This window comes from Halorubellus litoreus (genome assembly GCF_037081675.1).
Lineage (GTDB): Archaea > Halobacteriota > Halobacteria > Halobacteriales > Natrialbaceae > Halorubellus > Halorubellus litoreus.
Genome location: NZ_JAZAQL010000003.1, coordinates 230,153 through 246,486 on the forward strand (window position 1 = coordinate 230,153; position 16,334 = coordinate 246,486).

General features: G+C 68.8%; 9 protein-coding genes and 1 pseudogene. 7 read left to right on the forward strand and 3 right to left on the reverse strand.

Going from position 1 to position 16,334, the window contains the following annotated elements; all coding sequences use genetic code 11:
- Positions 1-106: 106 nt before the first annotated feature.
- The 3 genes from VYJ16_RS16005 to VYJ16_RS16015 all read right to left on the reverse strand — a co-directional run bounded on the left by VYJ16_RS16005 (position 107) and on the right by VYJ16_RS16015 (position 4,878).
- Positions 107-2,743, reverse strand: coding sequence for an efflux RND transporter permease subunit (locus VYJ16_RS16005; protein WP_336351319.1), 2,637 nt, complete (start codon positions 2,741-2,743; stop codon positions 107-109).
- A gap of 249 nt (positions 2,744-2,992) precedes the next feature.
- The gene (locus VYJ16_RS16010) at positions 2,993-3,853 is read right to left on the reverse strand and encodes an ABC transporter permease (RefSeq protein WP_336351320.1); all 861 of its coding nucleotides are present in this window, start codon (positions 3,851-3,853) and stop codon (positions 2,993-2,995) included.
- The gene (locus tag VYJ16_RS16015; RefSeq protein ID WP_336351321.1) at positions 3,850-4,878 is read right to left on the reverse strand and encodes an ABC transporter ATP-binding protein; all 1,029 of its coding nucleotides are present in this window, start codon (positions 4,876-4,878) and stop codon (positions 3,850-3,852) included. Before VYJ16_RS16015 ends, VYJ16_RS16010 begins: the two co-directional genes overlap by 4 nt.
- 109 nt (positions 4,879-4,987) lie before the next feature.
- Between VYJ16_RS16015 and VYJ16_RS16020 the strand changes: the two genes are divergently transcribed.
- From VYJ16_RS16020 to VYJ16_RS22210, 7 genes and pseudogenes are all read left to right on the forward strand, one after another.
- Positions 4,988-5,662 carry a helix-turn-helix domain-containing protein gene (locus VYJ16_RS16020; protein ID WP_336351322.1) on the forward strand — a complete coding sequence of 225 codons (675 nt, stop codon included), beginning with the start codon at positions 4,988-4,990 and terminating at the stop codon, positions 5,660-5,662.
- 85 nt (positions 5,663-5,747) lie between these two features.
- Positions 5,748-7,745, forward strand: coding sequence for a prenyltransferase/squalene oxidase repeat-containing protein (locus VYJ16_RS16025; protein WP_336351323.1), 1,998 nt, complete (start codon positions 5,748-5,750; stop codon positions 7,743-7,745).
- A 95-nt stretch (positions 7,746-7,840) separates the two neighbouring features.
- The gene (locus tag VYJ16_RS16030) at positions 7,841-8,941 is read left to right on the forward strand and encodes an SDR family oxidoreductase (protein WP_336351324.1); all 1,101 of its coding nucleotides are present in this window, start codon (positions 7,841-7,843) and stop codon (positions 8,939-8,941) included.
- Between the two features lie 427 nt (positions 8,942-9,368).
- Positions 9,369-11,368: pseudogene (locus VYJ16_RS16035) on the forward strand (acetate--CoA ligase).
- A 222-nt stretch (positions 11,369-11,590) separates the two neighbouring features.
- Positions 11,591-13,279, forward strand: a complete 1,689-nt coding sequence (locus VYJ16_RS16045; protein WP_336351325.1) for a bacterio-opsin activator domain-containing protein — start codon at positions 11,591-11,593, stop codon at positions 13,277-13,279.
- A gap of 227 nt (positions 13,280-13,506) precedes the next feature.
- Positions 13,507-15,525, forward strand: a complete 2,019-nt coding sequence (gene acs, locus VYJ16_RS16050; RefSeq protein WP_336351326.1) for an acetate--CoA ligase — start codon at positions 13,507-13,509, stop codon at positions 15,523-15,525.
- Between the two features lie 116 nt (positions 15,526-15,641).
- Positions 15,642-16,241 carry a DUF4212 domain-containing protein gene (locus VYJ16_RS22210; RefSeq protein ID WP_379762616.1) on the forward strand — a complete coding sequence of 200 codons (600 nt, stop codon included), beginning with the start codon at positions 15,642-15,644 and terminating at the stop codon, positions 16,239-16,241.
- Positions 16,242-16,334 lie beyond the last annotated feature (93 nt).

The window sequence follows — 16,334 nt, forward strand, 5'->3', positions numbered from 1 at the left end:
CAGCGAGAGCTAGTAATAACAATCACTATTTGTATCTGTTGGATAGTAGGCTAGTTATTAAATAAATTAATACTAGTATGTAAAAATATATACCGAGAAGATACTGTCAGTCGTCCGAAGCCGAAGGCGTCGCCTTCGCCGGGAGAGTGGTCTCCGACCGGTACCGCGACCAGAGTTCGAGGAGGCTCGGCTGCACGTACACGCTCGCGACGAACGAGTACACGATACCGATGGCGAGCACGATACCGAACTGCCGGAGTGCCGGCAGCAGCGCGAACGAGAGCACGCCGAACCCGGCCGCGGTCGTCATCGCACTACTGAACAACGCACTGCCGGTCCCAGTACTCGTCCGCTGCAACGCCGTCTCGGAATCAGTCTCCCCCTCGAACTCCTCGGCGAACCGCTCGCTGACGTGGATGGCGTAGTCCACGCCCAACCCGACCGAGATGCTTCCGACCAGCGCCGTCGTGAGTCCGATCGGGATGGACAACAACCACATCGTCCCGAGCAACCACGTCACACTACAGAAGATGGGGAGGAGCGTGACCAGACCGAGCGACGCCGCCCCCTCACGGACGTGGAAGATGACGGTCAGCAACACGAGCACGACACCGAGCGTCAACGTCAGACTCTCGATGACAGTCGTCGCCAGTCCGTCGTTCAGGTTCTTCGACGTGACCGGCGACCCGGTCGCGATGACCGACACGCCGTCCGCGTCCTCCATCGTCTCCGCAGCACCGTACAGCGGCGCCACCGCCGCATCCCGGTCGAGGTTCCCGTTCACCGCGATACGGACGAGCAAGCCGTCGTAGGTGCCGTCGTCGCTCCGGTGGAGCGTCCGCGCGGCGAGGCGCGGAGTCGTCTCGTAGAACGCGTCGTAGACCGACGCGACGTTCCGGTCCGGAACGCCGTTCCCGTCCGTGTCCGCCGCGTGGAACGTCGCGTTGAACGAATCGTTCTGGGAGGCCGCAGTCCGCATCGCCGTCACCGGCGTCACGACCACCGGGTCGCCGTCAGGCCCCGTCAACACGGCGTCTGACGACTCCGCGACGTCGGTCGCACGCGTCACGTCGTCGAGGACCGCCGCCGACGTCACGTTCCCCTCGACGTACACGTACCCCTGCTTGTCCGGCGTCTGGAAGTTCCCGTAGATGAACCGGCGGTTCTCCTTCAGGAAGTACTCGCTCGGCTGGACCGCCTCCGGGAGGTCCTCCGTCCACGCCGGCGGGTCGTCCGCCATGAACGACGTCTCCGGCGTCGCGATGTCGACCTGGGTCGCGCCGACCGCACCGCCGGCCGTCACGAGCGCGACCAGCACCAACACCGCGACCGGCGCCCGCGTTGCCGCCGACGCGCCGCCACGCAGGAGTCCGCTGACGGTCTCGTTCGACCCGAGCGAGGACGGCCGCCGGTCCAGTCCGACGCGTGCAAGCAGCGAATCCACGCCGACCTTCAGTGCCGGCACGAGCAGGCCGAACACGCAGAGCGTCGCCAGGATACCGATCGCCGAAACCACGCCGAACATCCGGATGTCCCCCATCTGACTCGTGAGGTTCGCGAGGAATCCGATGGCGGTCGTCGCCGTCACGAGCGCGAGCGCGGGCCCGACCCCGACGAGCGACCGACGCATCGCCGTGGCCGGCGACGCCGCCTCGTCCGCTCGCTCCTCGCGGTACCGCATCACCACGTGGAGCGCGTAGTCGACCGACAGCCCGATGAGGAGTATCGGCACCGCGATCATCGTCTGTCCGAACGCGATACCGAGCCACCCCATGAGCCCCATCGTCCACGCGAGGACGACGCCGATGCCGAGGAGGCCGAGGACGATGTCGACGGGGTCACGGTAGGCTATCGAGAGCACGACCAGGACGAACAGCAGTGCGAGCGGGCCGAGTATCGCGAGACTATCCGAGATGGCCGTCGACTGCTGACCGCTCATCAGGCCGCCGCTGTAGAGGTAGTACTGCTGGCCGTCCGACCGGTCCTTCGCGAGTTCTCTCGCCGCGACCTGCCCGTCGGTCACGCGCTCGGGGAGGGCGACCTCGACGGCGACGTCACCGCCGGTCTCCTGGACGACGACCACGAGGTGCGTATCCGCGGTCGTCGACCCGGGCTCGTAGGACTGCGGGAGCAAGCGCAGTGCCGCGCGTTTCCCCGGCGACGACCGGTCCGGGTCGAGGACGCGCTCCACGACCGTCGACACCTGGGACGCGTTCATCGATTCGAGTTGCGTTATCTGTTCGTCGAGCGTCGGCGGCTCCGGGCGAGCAGACGCGTTCTCGCTCGCGTCGATGTCCGTGCGCTCGGAGTCCGTCCAGTCCGTGAGGACGGGGTCTGGGAGCGTTCGCTCGCGCTCCGCTGCGACCGCTGCCCGAGCGACGACGTTCGCCACGCTCGCGGTCGCCTGATCGCCAGCGAGCGTCCGGTTCAGCGTTCGGTTCTGGTGGAGTGACCGCTGGTAACGGAGCGTCGAGAGCAACGACCCTCTCGACAACGCGTTCCCGGTGTCGTTGCGGACCGCGACCATCGTGACGGTCGTGTTCGACCCCTGGTCGGAGAACCGCTGTTCGACCTCGTCGTACGCTTCTCTGGCGGGTGAGTCGCCGGATAACCCGCTTATCGACGAGGACTCCTCGACGTCGGCGAGGCCGGCGCCGAAGACCCCGGTCAGGACGAGCATGACGGCGACGACGATGGCCGGATGGTCGGTGGCCACCGACGCGAGTCTGTCTATCGTCGACATCGATGGCCGGTACTCACCTGGTTCGTCACGGTCGCGTCGGACTGTCCGTCTGGTCGGTGCGTCGCTGGTGTCGGTCGGCGTCGCGCTCGCTCCTGGCGAGCACGGCCGCAGCGCAGGCGACTATATGCGAATTTTCTCCCCATTATATTTCAAGTTATTTTACTTCTCAAATAAGAAGTTTTCGTCCCAGTGGTGCGTTCCAGATGGCGCCAGTCTGGCGCTCGATGCCGTGGTCGCGTTCGATGGCCCTCACTCCGCTTCGGCGCTGCTCGCTCGCGAGAGCAACGACACCGTGATAGCACCGAACACGACGTTCAACCCGACGAGTACCGCGAACGCCGGGACGAGCGTGTCGTACATCCCGCCGAACCGGGAGACGGTGACCACGGTCATGACGTCCTCGCCGAGGACGAACGCGCGGACCGCGTCCACCGCGTACGTCACCGGATTGAACGTCGCTATCAGTTCGACCTCCGACGACATCGGGATGAACGCCGGCGAGAGGAACAACAGCGGGAACATGAACAGCATCGAAGCAGCGTTCAAAACCTCCTCGTCGCGCGTGACGAGCCCGATGACGTTCGAGATGGACATGAACAGCAGCCCGACGAGGAGGCACACGACGACGATGCCGAGCACCCCCGGCACGCCGGTCGTCACGTCCGCACCCATCAGCACCCCCAGGCCGAGGACGGCGAGCAACTGGAGGACGATACGCGCGAGCTCGGACGCGGCCTTCCCCGCGAACACGGCCGTCCACGTCATCGGCGTCACCACGACCTTCTCGAACATCCCGCTCTCCAGGTCGCTCACGAGCCCCATCCCGGACGTGAACGCGGACCCCATCGTCGCCTGCAGGAGGACCGCGGGCAGCAGGAACGTGACGTACTCCACGCCCGCGAACCCCGCACGTTCCAGCGCGAACCCGCCGACGTCGCCGAACACCGCGGTGAACAGGAGTAGCGAGAACACCGCGACGACGATCTCGAGGACGAACGCCGTCGGGTTCCGGACCGTCTTCCGGTTCCAGCGCTTGAAGTTCACCCAGGCATCGCCGAGGACCGAGTTCCCCGTGTTCGGGCCGACGACGTCTGCGTCGGGCGTACTCATCGACTCGCCTCCGCCGGCTCGGCGTCCGCGTCGAGGTCGGCGACGTCCTCGTCCGCGATGGCGAGGAACACGTCGTCGAGCGTCGCCTCCTCGATGTCGAACCCGGTGACCGTATGGCCGGCGTCGCGGAGTTCGACGAGGAGTTCGGTCCCGACCTCGTTCGCGCGCTGGGTCGTCACGCGAACGCTCCCCGAACCGCACTCGACGGTCGAGTCGGCGTCCAGGACGTCGCAGTCGCGGGCGACGTCCGCCGCGGCCGTGACCGATGACTCGTCACCAGCCAGGTCGACGCGGAGCACCTGCCCGCCGACGCGGCGCTTGAGCGACTCCGGCGACCCGTCCTCGACGAGTTCCCCGTCCTTGATGACCGAGAGCCGGTCGCACAGCGAGTCCGCCTCCTCGAGGTACTGCGTGGTGAGGAACACGGTCGTCCCCTGGTCGTTGATCCGCCGGAAGTAGTCCCAGAGGCGGTTGCGGGCCTTCGGGTCCAAGCCGGTGGTCGGTTCGTCGAGGAACACGAGTTCGGGGTCGTGGACGAGTGCCGTCGCCGCGTCGAGACGTTTCTTCATGCCGCCGGAGAACTGTTCGGCTGGCCGGTCGGCGACGTCCGCGAGGTCGGCGAGCGCGAGGAGTTCGTCGATGCGGTCGTCGCGGTGCTCGCTCGGGACGCCGTACGCCTCGCACGCGAACCGGAGGTTCTCGCGGGCGGTCAGTTCCTCGTCGACGCTGACCGCTTGGGCCATGTACCCGATGGACCCTCGTACCGCCGTCCGTTGCTCGGTCGCGTCGTAGCCGTTCACGCGGACGGTGCCCGTGGTCGGTTCCAGTAGCGTCGCGAGTATCTTTATCGTCGTCGTCTTCCCGGCGCCGTTCGGGCCGAGGAACCCGAAGAACTCGCCTTCCGGGATGGAGAACGTGATGTCGTCGACGGCGGTCGTGCCGTCGGCGTACCGGAAGGTGAGGTCTTCGACGTCGATGGCAGGTGCCTCGTCGGTCGGGCGGTCGGTGTCGTTCGTCCCAGTCATTAATTCTTGGTCGGCCATCTGTTGGAATAATGTATCGGTTCGGGATACGAGAACGTTCTGCGAGGCATAGAAACCGGTTTTTTAAGGACGTCTCTCGTGGGTGGCAGCGATGAAGCGCCTGCGAGCAACCGCCCGGATGGCTGCCGAGGACGCACCGAAGTTCTACAACCTCCTCGCGAACTCGCGGGACGTCGACGAGGCACGGCTTCTGGACGTGAACACGACGATGGACGGCGTGGAGACGCTCCTGTTCGCCATCGACGGGGACACGTCGACGTTCGAGCGCGAGGCCACCGACTCGCCGGGCATCGAGTCCGTGGAGGTCGCTTCGAGCGACGGCGAGTGGGCGTACGCGCTCGTCGTCATGCGGCCGGCCGAGACGCCGCTGTTCGGCGCGCTCCAGCGACTCGGTCCACAGGCCGGGCTCGTCATCCGGACGCCGATAGTGTACCGCGACGGCGAGGTCCAGTGTCGCGCGGTCGGCGACCCGGCGCCGCTGCAAGCTGCACTGGACGTCGCGCCCGACGCGTTCGAGGTCCGCATCGACGAGGTCGGGTCGTTCCGTGGAGTGCTCGACGACCCGCGGAACGCGCTGAGCGACCGCCAGCTCGAGGCCGTCCGGGCCGCGCATCGCCTGGAGTACTACGGGCAGCCACGCGGCGCGACCCACGAGGACGTCGCGGCCGAGCTCGACTGTTCGCCGGCGGCCGCCAGCGACCACCTCCAGCGTGCGGAGGCGAAGCTGGTGGACGCCGTCCTCGACGACCTCGGACCCGACGTCTGACCGCCAACGCGCCCCCTCTGAGTTTTTATTCATAGTGCAGAGCGTAATCGTAAGGTTATTTGCTGCGTTATGAAATGTTCGCGGCATGCACTACGCACCTCGCATCCCCCGGCGAGCGTTCCTCGGCGGGGTCGCGACCACGATCCCGAACGTCGACGTCGCGACGTTCGAAGGAGAGGGGACCGACGACGACACGACCGCCGATGGAGGACCGACCGGGTCGGTCGACGTCTCCGACGGCGACGTCGCGGACGCCATCGAAGCCTCGCACGAGTACCTGTTCTCGAACCGTCGCGGCACGAACCAGCTGGGCGGACGGACGTTCCGCCACTGGGAGACCCACATCCTCGGCCTCAACGAGAACGGCAAGTACAGACAGACGCTGTACTACGCGATACTGCTCGAGCATCTCGACCGCCGCGAGGACGTGAAGGAACGCTGCATCTCGTTCCTGCTCGACGCTCGCGAGGACGGCGGTGGCTGGGGGGACGTCACGACGAACTACGGCGCGCTGCTCCTGTTCGACCTCGCCGACGATTCGCGGTACGACGACGTGGTCGCGGACATCGAAGCGGAGAACGAACGCGAAGGGTTCGAGTTCGCGCCGACGGTGTCCGACGGCGACGACGTCGACACCGGACTCACCTACGACATGCGAGTGATGTACGCGGCGCTCTCCGACGCGTACAGCTACGAGGAGCTGTTTCCGCTCGACGCACCCCTCGAGATCGGTCGACTCATGGCGTACACGGAGGCGTTCGACGGTGACACCATCTCTGCGACCGGTCAGAGCTTCCGGCAGTCGTTCGTCGCCGCCATCTGCGCGCACTTCCTCATCGCCTCGGAGAAGAAGCGGTCGTTGAGCGAACGCGACCGGAAGCTCCGCCCGCTCCTGAAGCGCGTGCTCATCAGTCGCCGCCTCAGTAGCGGCGTGTGGGCGACGTCGATGGTGTCGGTTCTCGCGATCCTCGCGCTCCGCGAGACCGGCGTGTCGCCTGCCGGCGAGGACGCCGTCCGGTATCCCGTCGACTGGATCGCGCGGAACCGCGTGACCGACGCGGGCCGCGTGGAGATATGGAACCTCCCGACGTGGGACACCGCGAAGGTCATCGACGCGCTCCTCGCGTCCGGACTGGACACGGACGACGAGCGCGTCCGCGAGGCCGCACAGTGGCTGTACAACGCTCGCGTCCCCGAACACGCCGCCAAACCGATAAACGCGAAGCTCGACCGGCCGATGGCGACGTACAGGAATCACCAGGGCGACGGCTGGGGGTACCGGGAGAACATCTACAGCGACTGGGACACGACGTCGATGTGCATGGAGGCGCTCGCGCCGTTCATGGCGCCCCAGATGGGCGCTGACGCGGAGTTCCTGCTTGACGTCCAGAACAGCGACGGGAGCTGGTCGACGTTCGCGAAGGACTTCGACCCGCTCGACGACGCCGTGGAGGACGCGGTCCGCGACCGGTTGCATCCCGCGGTCTTCCGGCGGTTCTTCGGTCGGAACCGAGCGACGGACGTCACGGGCGGTGCGCTCTCGGCGCTCGGGAAACTCGGGTACACGGTCGGGAACTCGCAGGCGGTCCGCGACGCGGTCTCGTGGCTGGAGGACGCGCGTTCGGACAACGGGATGTGGGTCGCCATCTGGGGGCAGGCGTTCACGTACGGGACGGCGCGCGTGCTCCGCGGGTTCCGCGAGGTCGGCGTCGACATGGACCGCGACGTCGTACAGGACGCCGTCTCGGTCCTCCGAGAGAAGCAGAACGACGACGGTGGATGGGGCGAGGAGAGCAGTTACGCGGCGGAACAGGACGACCCGATGGACGTCCCGTACGAGCCGGACGAGTCGACGCCGGAGCAGACTGCGTGGGCGCTCCAGGCGTTGTTCGCCGCGGGCGTGTCACCGAACTCGGACGCGGTCCAGCACGGCGTGAACTACCTCCTCGAGACGCAGCGCGACGACGGTTCGTGGCCGGTGAGCCTCGTCATGTACAACTGGGGTGGGCCGAAGTACAGTACGGCAGCGACCACGCAGGGGACGGCCCTGAAGGCGCTCGGTTCGTTCCGGTCCGCGCAGTAACGTCGACGCGGTTCCGGCGACAGCACCTCCGCGGTCGGCGGCGTCGACGCGGTTCCGGCGACAGACCCTTCACACGGGCGGCCGACGACACGGCCATGTCAGACGATACGGTCTTCCTCACCGGTTTCCCGGGATTCCTCGGGAGCGCGCTCGTCGACCGTCTCCTCTCTCGCGGCGAGCACGTCACCTGCCTCGTCCAGTCGAAGTTCCGCGACCTCGCCGAGGACCGCCGCGACGACCTCGAACGCGAGCACGGCGTCGACGACGCCATCGCGCTCGTCGAAGGCGACATCACCGAGCCCGACCTCGGACTCCCCGACGACGGCGAGTTCGCCCGGGACGCGCTCGCGGACCGGACGACCGAGGTGTATCATCTCGCGGCCGTCTACGACCTCGGCGTCGACCGCGACTTCGCGATGGCCGTGAACGTCGACGGCACCGAGCGCGTCCTCGACTTCTGTCGCGCCTGCGACCCCTTCGACCGACTCCACTACGTCTCCACGTGCTACGTCAGCGGCCGCTATCCCGGTGAGTTCACCGAGGACATGCTCGTCGAAGGGCAATCGTTCAACAACCACTACGAGTCCACGAAGTTCCTCGCGGAGGTCCGCGTACAGGACGCGATGGACGACGGCCTCCCGGCGACGGTGTACCGGCCGAGTATCGCGGTCGGCGACAGCGAGACCGGCGAGACCCAGAAGTACGACGGCCCCTATCACGTCATCAGGTACTTCCTCGACCAGCCCGGGGTCGCGGTCGTCCCCGAGTTCGGTGACCCCGGTGCGGTCGAGGTGAACGTCGTCCCCCGGGACTTCGTCGTCGACGCCATCGACGCCATCAGCGCGCGCGAGGACACCCGCGGAGAGGTCTATCAGCTCGCGGACCCCGACCCGCCCTCGGTCGCGGAGATGCAGGCCGCGTTCGCCGCGGCGGCGAACACGTGGACCGTCGACGTCCGCTTCTCGAAGGCCGCGTTCCAGTGGTTGCTCCGCGAGGTCGACGCGTTCCGGGACTGGACGGGTATCGACCCCGCTATCGTCGACTACTTCACGCATCCGACGCGCTACGACACGACCGAAGCGAGCGCGGTCCTCGCCGACGAGGGCATCGAGTGCCCGGACTTCCGCGAGTACGCGCCCCGGCTCGTCGACTACGTCCGACGGCATCCGCACGTCGGGAACGACGCGATGACGTGACCGCCACGAGGCGGTCGTTCGTTCGACACCCGTTCCCGCCGTCCGTCGGGACGAGCGGACTCAAACGACCGTTTGAGTGAACGTGTCCTTGAAGTGAGATGCCGTGGTAGCATCAGGTGGTGCTTCGGTCCGCCTGACCGAATCGCCGGCGCGACAGCCCATCGCTGCCGGCCGCACGCCCGAGTCGACCGCCCATCGACTCCGGGGGAAGCGGCTGGGGCGCCTGCCAGGACGCCTCGGCCAGACGGAGCACCAGCCTGTCTGACACACCGCGTCGACGCGGCGCACTTGCCCTGCCCGCCGCGTCGACGCGACCGCACTCTTCGTCGTTACCCGTCGTCGATACCCGCGGGTCTCGCGGCCGAACGCGAGCCGTATCGCCAGAGGGAGGCCAATCCTTAAGCGAGCGAGCGAGTAAGCAGGAGTGATGACGGCATCCGACGGCTCTTCGCCCGACGACCGGACGCTCGTTCCGCCACCGGCGGCGTTCGAGGGGCGTGTAACGCCGACCTCGGACGACAGGGCGTCGTTCGACGCGGACTGGCCGGACGCGTGGGCGACGGCCGCGAACGCGCTCGACTGGACCGTCGATTACGAGCGCGTTCTCTCCTCGGCCGCCGACGGCGGCCCGCCGTTCGAGTGGTTCCAGGGCGGTGAGTTGAACGCGTGTGCGAACTGCGTCGACCGCCACCTCGACGACCGCGGTGAAGCGGTCGCGCTGGAGTGGAACGGTCACCTGGGGGAGTCCCGGACGTACACGTACCGCGAGCTCCACCGCGAGGTGAACGCGGTCGCCGCCGGACTCCGCGACCTCGGTGTCGGCGAGGACGACGTGGTGACGACGTACCTCCCGGCGGTGCCCGCGGTCGTCGTGACGATGCTGGGTGCGCTCGCCTCGGCGCGGTCCACAACGTCGTGTTCGCGGGGTTCTCCGCGGACGCGCTCGCGACGCGGATGGAGCGCGCGGACTCGCGGTACCTCGTGACGAGCGACGGCTACTATCGGCGCGGGGAGGCGGTCGACCAGCGCCGTCGCGCTGACAACGCGACGATGTCGCTGTCGTACGACCTGGACGCGACGGTCGTCGTCGACCGCCTCGGGACCGACCCGGACGTCGACCGCGAGAACCGGTACGCGTACGACGCGCTCGTGGACGCGAACCGCGACGCGACCGTGGCGCCGGTGGCGCGCGCGGCGACGGACCCGCTGTTCCGCATCTACACGTCGGGGACGACCGGCGAGCCGAAGAGCGTCACGCACACGACGGGCGGGTACCTCGCGCAGGTGGCGTGGTCGACCGGGCGCGTCCTCGACGTTACTGCGGACACGACGGTGTGGTCGACGGCGGACCCGGGGTGGATCACGGGGCACTCCTACGGCGTGTACGGGCCGCTCGCGCTCGGCGCGACGACGGTGCTGACGGAGTGGAGTCCGGACGCGGTCGACCGCGACCGCCCGTGGGCGCTCGTCGAGGCCCTCGACGTGGAGGTGTTCTACACCGCGCCGACGGTCGTCCGGTCGTTCGCGAAGTGGGGCGCGGAGTACCCTGAGCGGCACGACCTCTCGAGTCTCCGCGTCCTGGGGAGCGTCGGCGAGCCGTTCGACGCGGAGACGTGGGCGTGGTACTTCCAGCACGTCGGCGGCGGCGACTGTCCGGTCGTGGACACGTGGTGGCAGACGGAGACGGGCGCGGTCCTCCTGTCGACGCTCCCGGGCGTCGACGACGCGAAACCGGGGTCCGTGGGGCGGCCGCTCGCGGGCGTGTCGGTCTCCGTCCGCGACGGTGCGGGCGACCCGGTCGAGCCGGGCGTTCGCGGCTGGTTGACCGTGGACCGGCCGTGGCCCGCGATGGCGCGCGAGCTCGCGACCGGGACGGCGTGGGGCGAGCGCGTGGCGGTGGAGTCGGGCGCGCTCGACGACGGGGACGCGGGCTCCGAGGAGGACGGTGGCGGCGGCGCGGCCGACGGGTGGTGGTATCGGGTCGGCGACGAAGCGGTCGTGGACGACGCGGGGTACGTGACGGTGCTGGGTCGCGCGGACGACGTGGTGAACGTCGACGGGCGTCGGTTCAGTACGGGCGAGATCGAGCACGCGCTCGTCGAGGTCGACGGCGTCGCGGAGGCGGCGGTCATCGCGCGCGACGACCCGGACTCGGGGAACGCGCTCGTCGCGTACGTCACGACCGACGACGACCGCACCGACGTGTCGACGCTCCGGGACGCGCTCGACGACGCGGTCGCGGCCGCCATCGGCGCGGGCGTGCGCCTCGACCAGGTCGTGTTCACGCCGGACCTCCCGAAGACGCGCTCCGGGAAGATCATGCGTCGCCTCCTCGAGGACATCGCGAACGGCGAGTCCTACGGCGACACGAGCGCGCTCCGGAACCCCGAGGTCGTCGGGGAACTGGAAGCGCGCCACGACGACTGACGACGGTCGACGCCGAGAACCACGTTCTCACGGCCGGCCTCCTCGCTTCGGACACGTTTCTCGACGACCAGCGAGCCGACCCCCCGCCCCCCACCCATCGTTTCGTGGTCAACAGAGAAGCGAAACAAATCGGCGCATCTATTCGAGCAGTCCCGCTCTCGAACGCCAGGATAGCAGTTTTTGAACCCTAGAACTATTGCGCTTCGTCTGCTAGCGCGAAACGTGGTCGACCCGCTCTCGGACGCCGACTACGCGCGGCTCCGCCGGCACGCCCGCACGCACCGCGAGGACCTCGTCGTCCGCCTCTGCGGCGAGGCGGGCCTGCGGCCCGCCGAGATCGCGTCCCTCAGCCCCGGCGACGTCGGTTCGGTGGATGGAACGACGGTGGCGTCGGTCGACGACCACGCGACGGTGCTCCCGCCAGCGGTCGCGCACGACGTCGAGAAGTACGCCGCGTCGAACGACGTCGGTGAGAGCGAATCGCTCGTCGACGTCTCCGCGCGGCGCGTCCAGATGCTCGTCCGCGAGGTCGCCGACCGCGCCGCGGCCGCGACCGGCGACGACCGCTTCGCCGACGTCGACTCGCGGTCGCTCCGCGAGCACTTCGTCGTCTCACTCCTCCGGCAGGGCGTCGACGTTCGCGTCGTCGCCGCGGTCGCTGGGTTCGAGAGCGTCGCCGGCCTCGCACCGTACCTCGACGACCCGAGCCCCGCGGAGGTCGCGGCCGCGGTCGACGACGCCGCGGCAGTCGCGGCCGACGACGGGACGCCCGAGCCCGTCAGGCAGGCCGCGAGCCTGCTGGCCGCCGTCGGCGACGCACTCGGCGACCAGGAGTCACCGAAGGCGCTGTTCGACGCGGTCGTCGAACGGGTCGCGAGCACGGACGGCTACCGGTACGCGTGGGTCGGCCGGTGGACCGACGACGACGCGACCGCCGAGGTCGTCGCGAACGCCGGTGTCGACGCCGCCGTCGCAGCAGCCGAAATCCGGGACGCCGGCGGTGGCGATAGCACCGCGAAGGACGGTGAACCGGCCGGTGGCGAGCGCGGTGGCGTCCGCAGCTTCGACCGCGACCGCGGGGGCGTCCTCACGCTCCCTCTCGGCGAGTTCGAGGGCGTCGCGTACGCGCTCGGCCTCGGCGTCGAGCACGTCCCCGACGCGGCCGGGACGGTCGCCGCGCTCCACGATGCGCTCGGCGCGCTCGTCGCTCGCGCGTTCGAGGCGACCCGTCGCCGCCGGCGGCTCGTCGCGGACGTCGTCACGGAACTCCGGTTCGACGTCCACGACCGGGACGCGGTCCTGGTCGCGCTCGCCGACTCGCTCGACACCACGGTCGAGGTCACCGGCGTCGTCCCGGGCGGCCCCGGGCTCGTGCTGTACGCGGAGGTGGCCGACGTCGCACCGAAGGACGTCGTCGACGCGGCCGACGACGAGGACGCGGCCGGCGTGGCTCGCGTCCGGTACGTCGACGACGGCGACGACGGCCCGGTCTTCGAGTTCGTCGTGCAGGACTCGCCGGCGCGGACGCTCGTCGAACTCGACGCACGCGTCCAGTCCTACCGCGTCGACGCCGACGGCGGTCGACTGACCGCCGTCGTGCCCGCGGACGCCGACGTCAGAGCCGTCCGCGACCGCGTCCGGGACGCGTGGCCGGACTCGGCGCTCGTCGGCCAGGAGACCGTCGAACGAACCGTCGAGCACGCCCGCGGGTTCCAGGACCGACTCCGCGAGGACCTCACCGACCGCCAGCTCGCGGTTCTCCAGTCCGCGTACCACGGCGGGTACTTCCAGTGGCCTCGCGAGTCCACGGGCGAGGAACTCGCCGATTCGCTGGACGTCGCCGCGCCGACGCTCCACAACCACCTCCGGGTCGCCCAACGCAAGCTCCTGGACGCGTTCTTCGAATCCTGAGCGCTCGCGGGACGCCACCGGCGACCGCCGCGAACGAGTGACTATCTGTTTAGGCGCGGCCGTCGCGTCCCGTCGACCACGCCGGCCGACCATGGTCGCCATCGAGAACGCACGTTCCCCAACGTCGAGCCCGTTTCGTTGCGTTTCTCGCGGCTTCCGGGATTCCATCACGGTCGTTCCTCGGATTAGTTACCGTCCTTTTTACGTCGGGTGTCGCGGTGCGAGGTATGTCGGGCGAGACCGAACATAGCATCGAGGCGCGCATCGCGGACGCCGACGAGTTCGAACCACCGGCGTCGTTCGTCGAGCAGGCGAACGTCACCGACCCGGAGATATACGACGACTTCGAATCGGAGTGGCCCGAGTGCTGGGAGCAGGCTGCCGACCTCCTCGACTGGGACACCGAGTACGACACGGTGCTCGACGACTCGAACCCGCCGTTCTTCGAGTGGTTCACCGGCGGCGAGTTGAACGCGAGCTACAACGCGCTCGACCGCCACCTCGACGAGCGCGGCGACGAGGCCGCCATCGAGTGGATCGGCGAGCCGACTGACGAGGCGAACCGCACGTACACGTACCGCGAACTCCACCGCGAGGTCAACGAGTTCGCGGCCGCGCTCCGGGACCTCGGCGTCGGCGAAGACGACGTCGTCACGATGTACATGCCGATGGTGCCCGAACTCCCGGTCGCGATGCTGGCGTGCGCTCGCATCGGCGCCCCCCATAGCGTCGTGTTCGCGGGGTTCTCCGCGGACGCGCTCGCGACGCGGATGAACAGCGCGGACAGCGAGTACCTCGTGACGTGCGACGGCTACTACCGTCGCGGCGACGCCCTGGAGCACAAGGCGAAGGCCGACGACGGGCTCGGCGGCGTCGACCACGACGTGACGGGCGTCGTCGTCGACCGCCTCGGCGACGCGTACGACCACCCGATGCGCGACGGCGGGAACGGGGGTGCGACCGGTAGCGACCACGACTACGACGCGCTCGTCGACGACCACGCGGGCGCCGAGGTCGACCCCGTGAGTCGGGACGCCGAGGACATGCTCTTCCTCATGTACACGTCCGGGACGACCGGCCAGCCGAAGGGCGTGAAGCACACCACGGGCGGGTACCTGTCGTGGGTCACGTGGACGAGCCAGGCCGTGCTCGACGTCAAGCCCGAGGACACGTACTGGTGCTCGGCGGACATCGGGTGGATCACGGGGCACTCCTACATCGTCTACGGGCCCCTCTCGCTCGGGACGACGACGGTGATGTACGAGGGGACGCCCGACTACCCCGAGAAGGACCGGATGTGGGACATCGTCGAGGAGTACGAGACCACGCAGCTGTACACCGCGCCGACGGCCATCCGCGCGTTCATGAAGTGGGGCGAGCGCTATCCCGCCGAGCACGACCTCTCCAGCCTCCGCCTGCTCGGGACCGTCGGCGAACCCATCAACCCGCGGGCGTGGAAGTGGTACTACGAGCACGTCGGCGACGAATCCTGTCCCGTCGTAGACACGTGGTGGCAGACCGAGACCGGCGGGATGATGATAACCACGCTCCCCGGCGTGAAGAACATGAAGCCGGGAGCGGCGGGCCCGCCACTGCCGGGAATGGACGTGAACGTCGTCGACGCCGTCGGCGACGAGGTCGACGCCGGCGAGGCCGGCTACCTCACCGTCGACAAGCCGTGGCCGGGGATGCTCCGCACGCTCTACCAGAACGACGAACGCTACGTCCAGGAGTACTGGGCGGAGTACTCGGACACCGACAGCGACGACCCCGACGACTGGACGTACTTCCCCGAGGACGGCGCGAAGATAGACGACGACGGCTACATCACCGTCCTCGGTAGGGTCGACGACGTCATCAACGTCTCCGGGCACCGCCTCGGCACCATGGAGATCGAGAGCGCCATCGTCGGCGTCGAAGGCGTCGCCGAAGCCGCCGTCGTCGGCGGGAACCACCCGGTGAAGGGCGAGGCCGTGCACGCGTACGTCATCACCGAGGACGACGCCGAGGGCGGGAGCGAACTCCGCGGGAAGATAATCGAGGGCGTCGAGGACGCCATCGGCCCCATCGCCCGCCCCGAAAGCGTCGTCTTCACGCCCGAACTCCCGAAGACGCGCTCCGGGAAGATCATGCGGCGCCTGCTGGAGGACATCGCGAACGGCGACGACCTCGGGAACACCTCGACGCTCCGGAACCCCGGCATCGTCGAGGACATCCAGGCCGCCGTGGACGCGGGAGGTGACTGACCGAGGAGCGCACGCTCGCCCCGTCACGCGCCGCAGCCCCAGGAGAATCGACAGCCGACCCCCGACGCTTTCCGCGACGACCGCAGACCGACCACCGACCAGACAACGCACACAGCATGAGAGACACTGACTCACAACGCGAGTCGACCACGGCCCGCGACCGGACCACGGGTCGCGGCTCGACTACGACCGACGCATCGAGCGGAGAACGCGACGGCGCAGCCACCGAAGATGGCGACGCCGCAGCCACCGACGCGCCGACCGAACACCCCCACGACCCGGCCGCACCGCACCCGCGGACCGACGGCGGCACCGTCACCACCGACACACCCGCCACAGACAGCGGCGAGGACGTCGACTACCTCGAACGCGAGGTGAACATCTTCAAGCCGTCGACGCCGTTCATGCGCGACCACCTCCGCGTGGTCTGGGCGATGTTCGCCGCGTGGGCGGTCGTCGTCTTCGGGCCCGTGACGGCGACCGCGCTCGCGCCGGACGCGATGACGAGCATCACGGTCATCGGGTTCCCGCTGCATTACATCACCACTGCGATCGGCGCGCCCACCGGCGCGCTCGTGCTCTCGTTCGTCTACGCTCGCAAGCGCGACCAGCTCGACGACGAGTACGGCATCGACCACGGCACGGACGCCGCCGGTGAGAGCGAGGAGGACGCACCCGCCGAACCGACCGCCGCCGACGGTGGGGTCGAACAATGACGCTCGCCACCGCACCGACCGCCGCGGCTGCCAGCCTCGCGCTCGACGCGACCGCGACGCCGCTCCAGCTCCTCCCGGACGCCCTGAACGGCT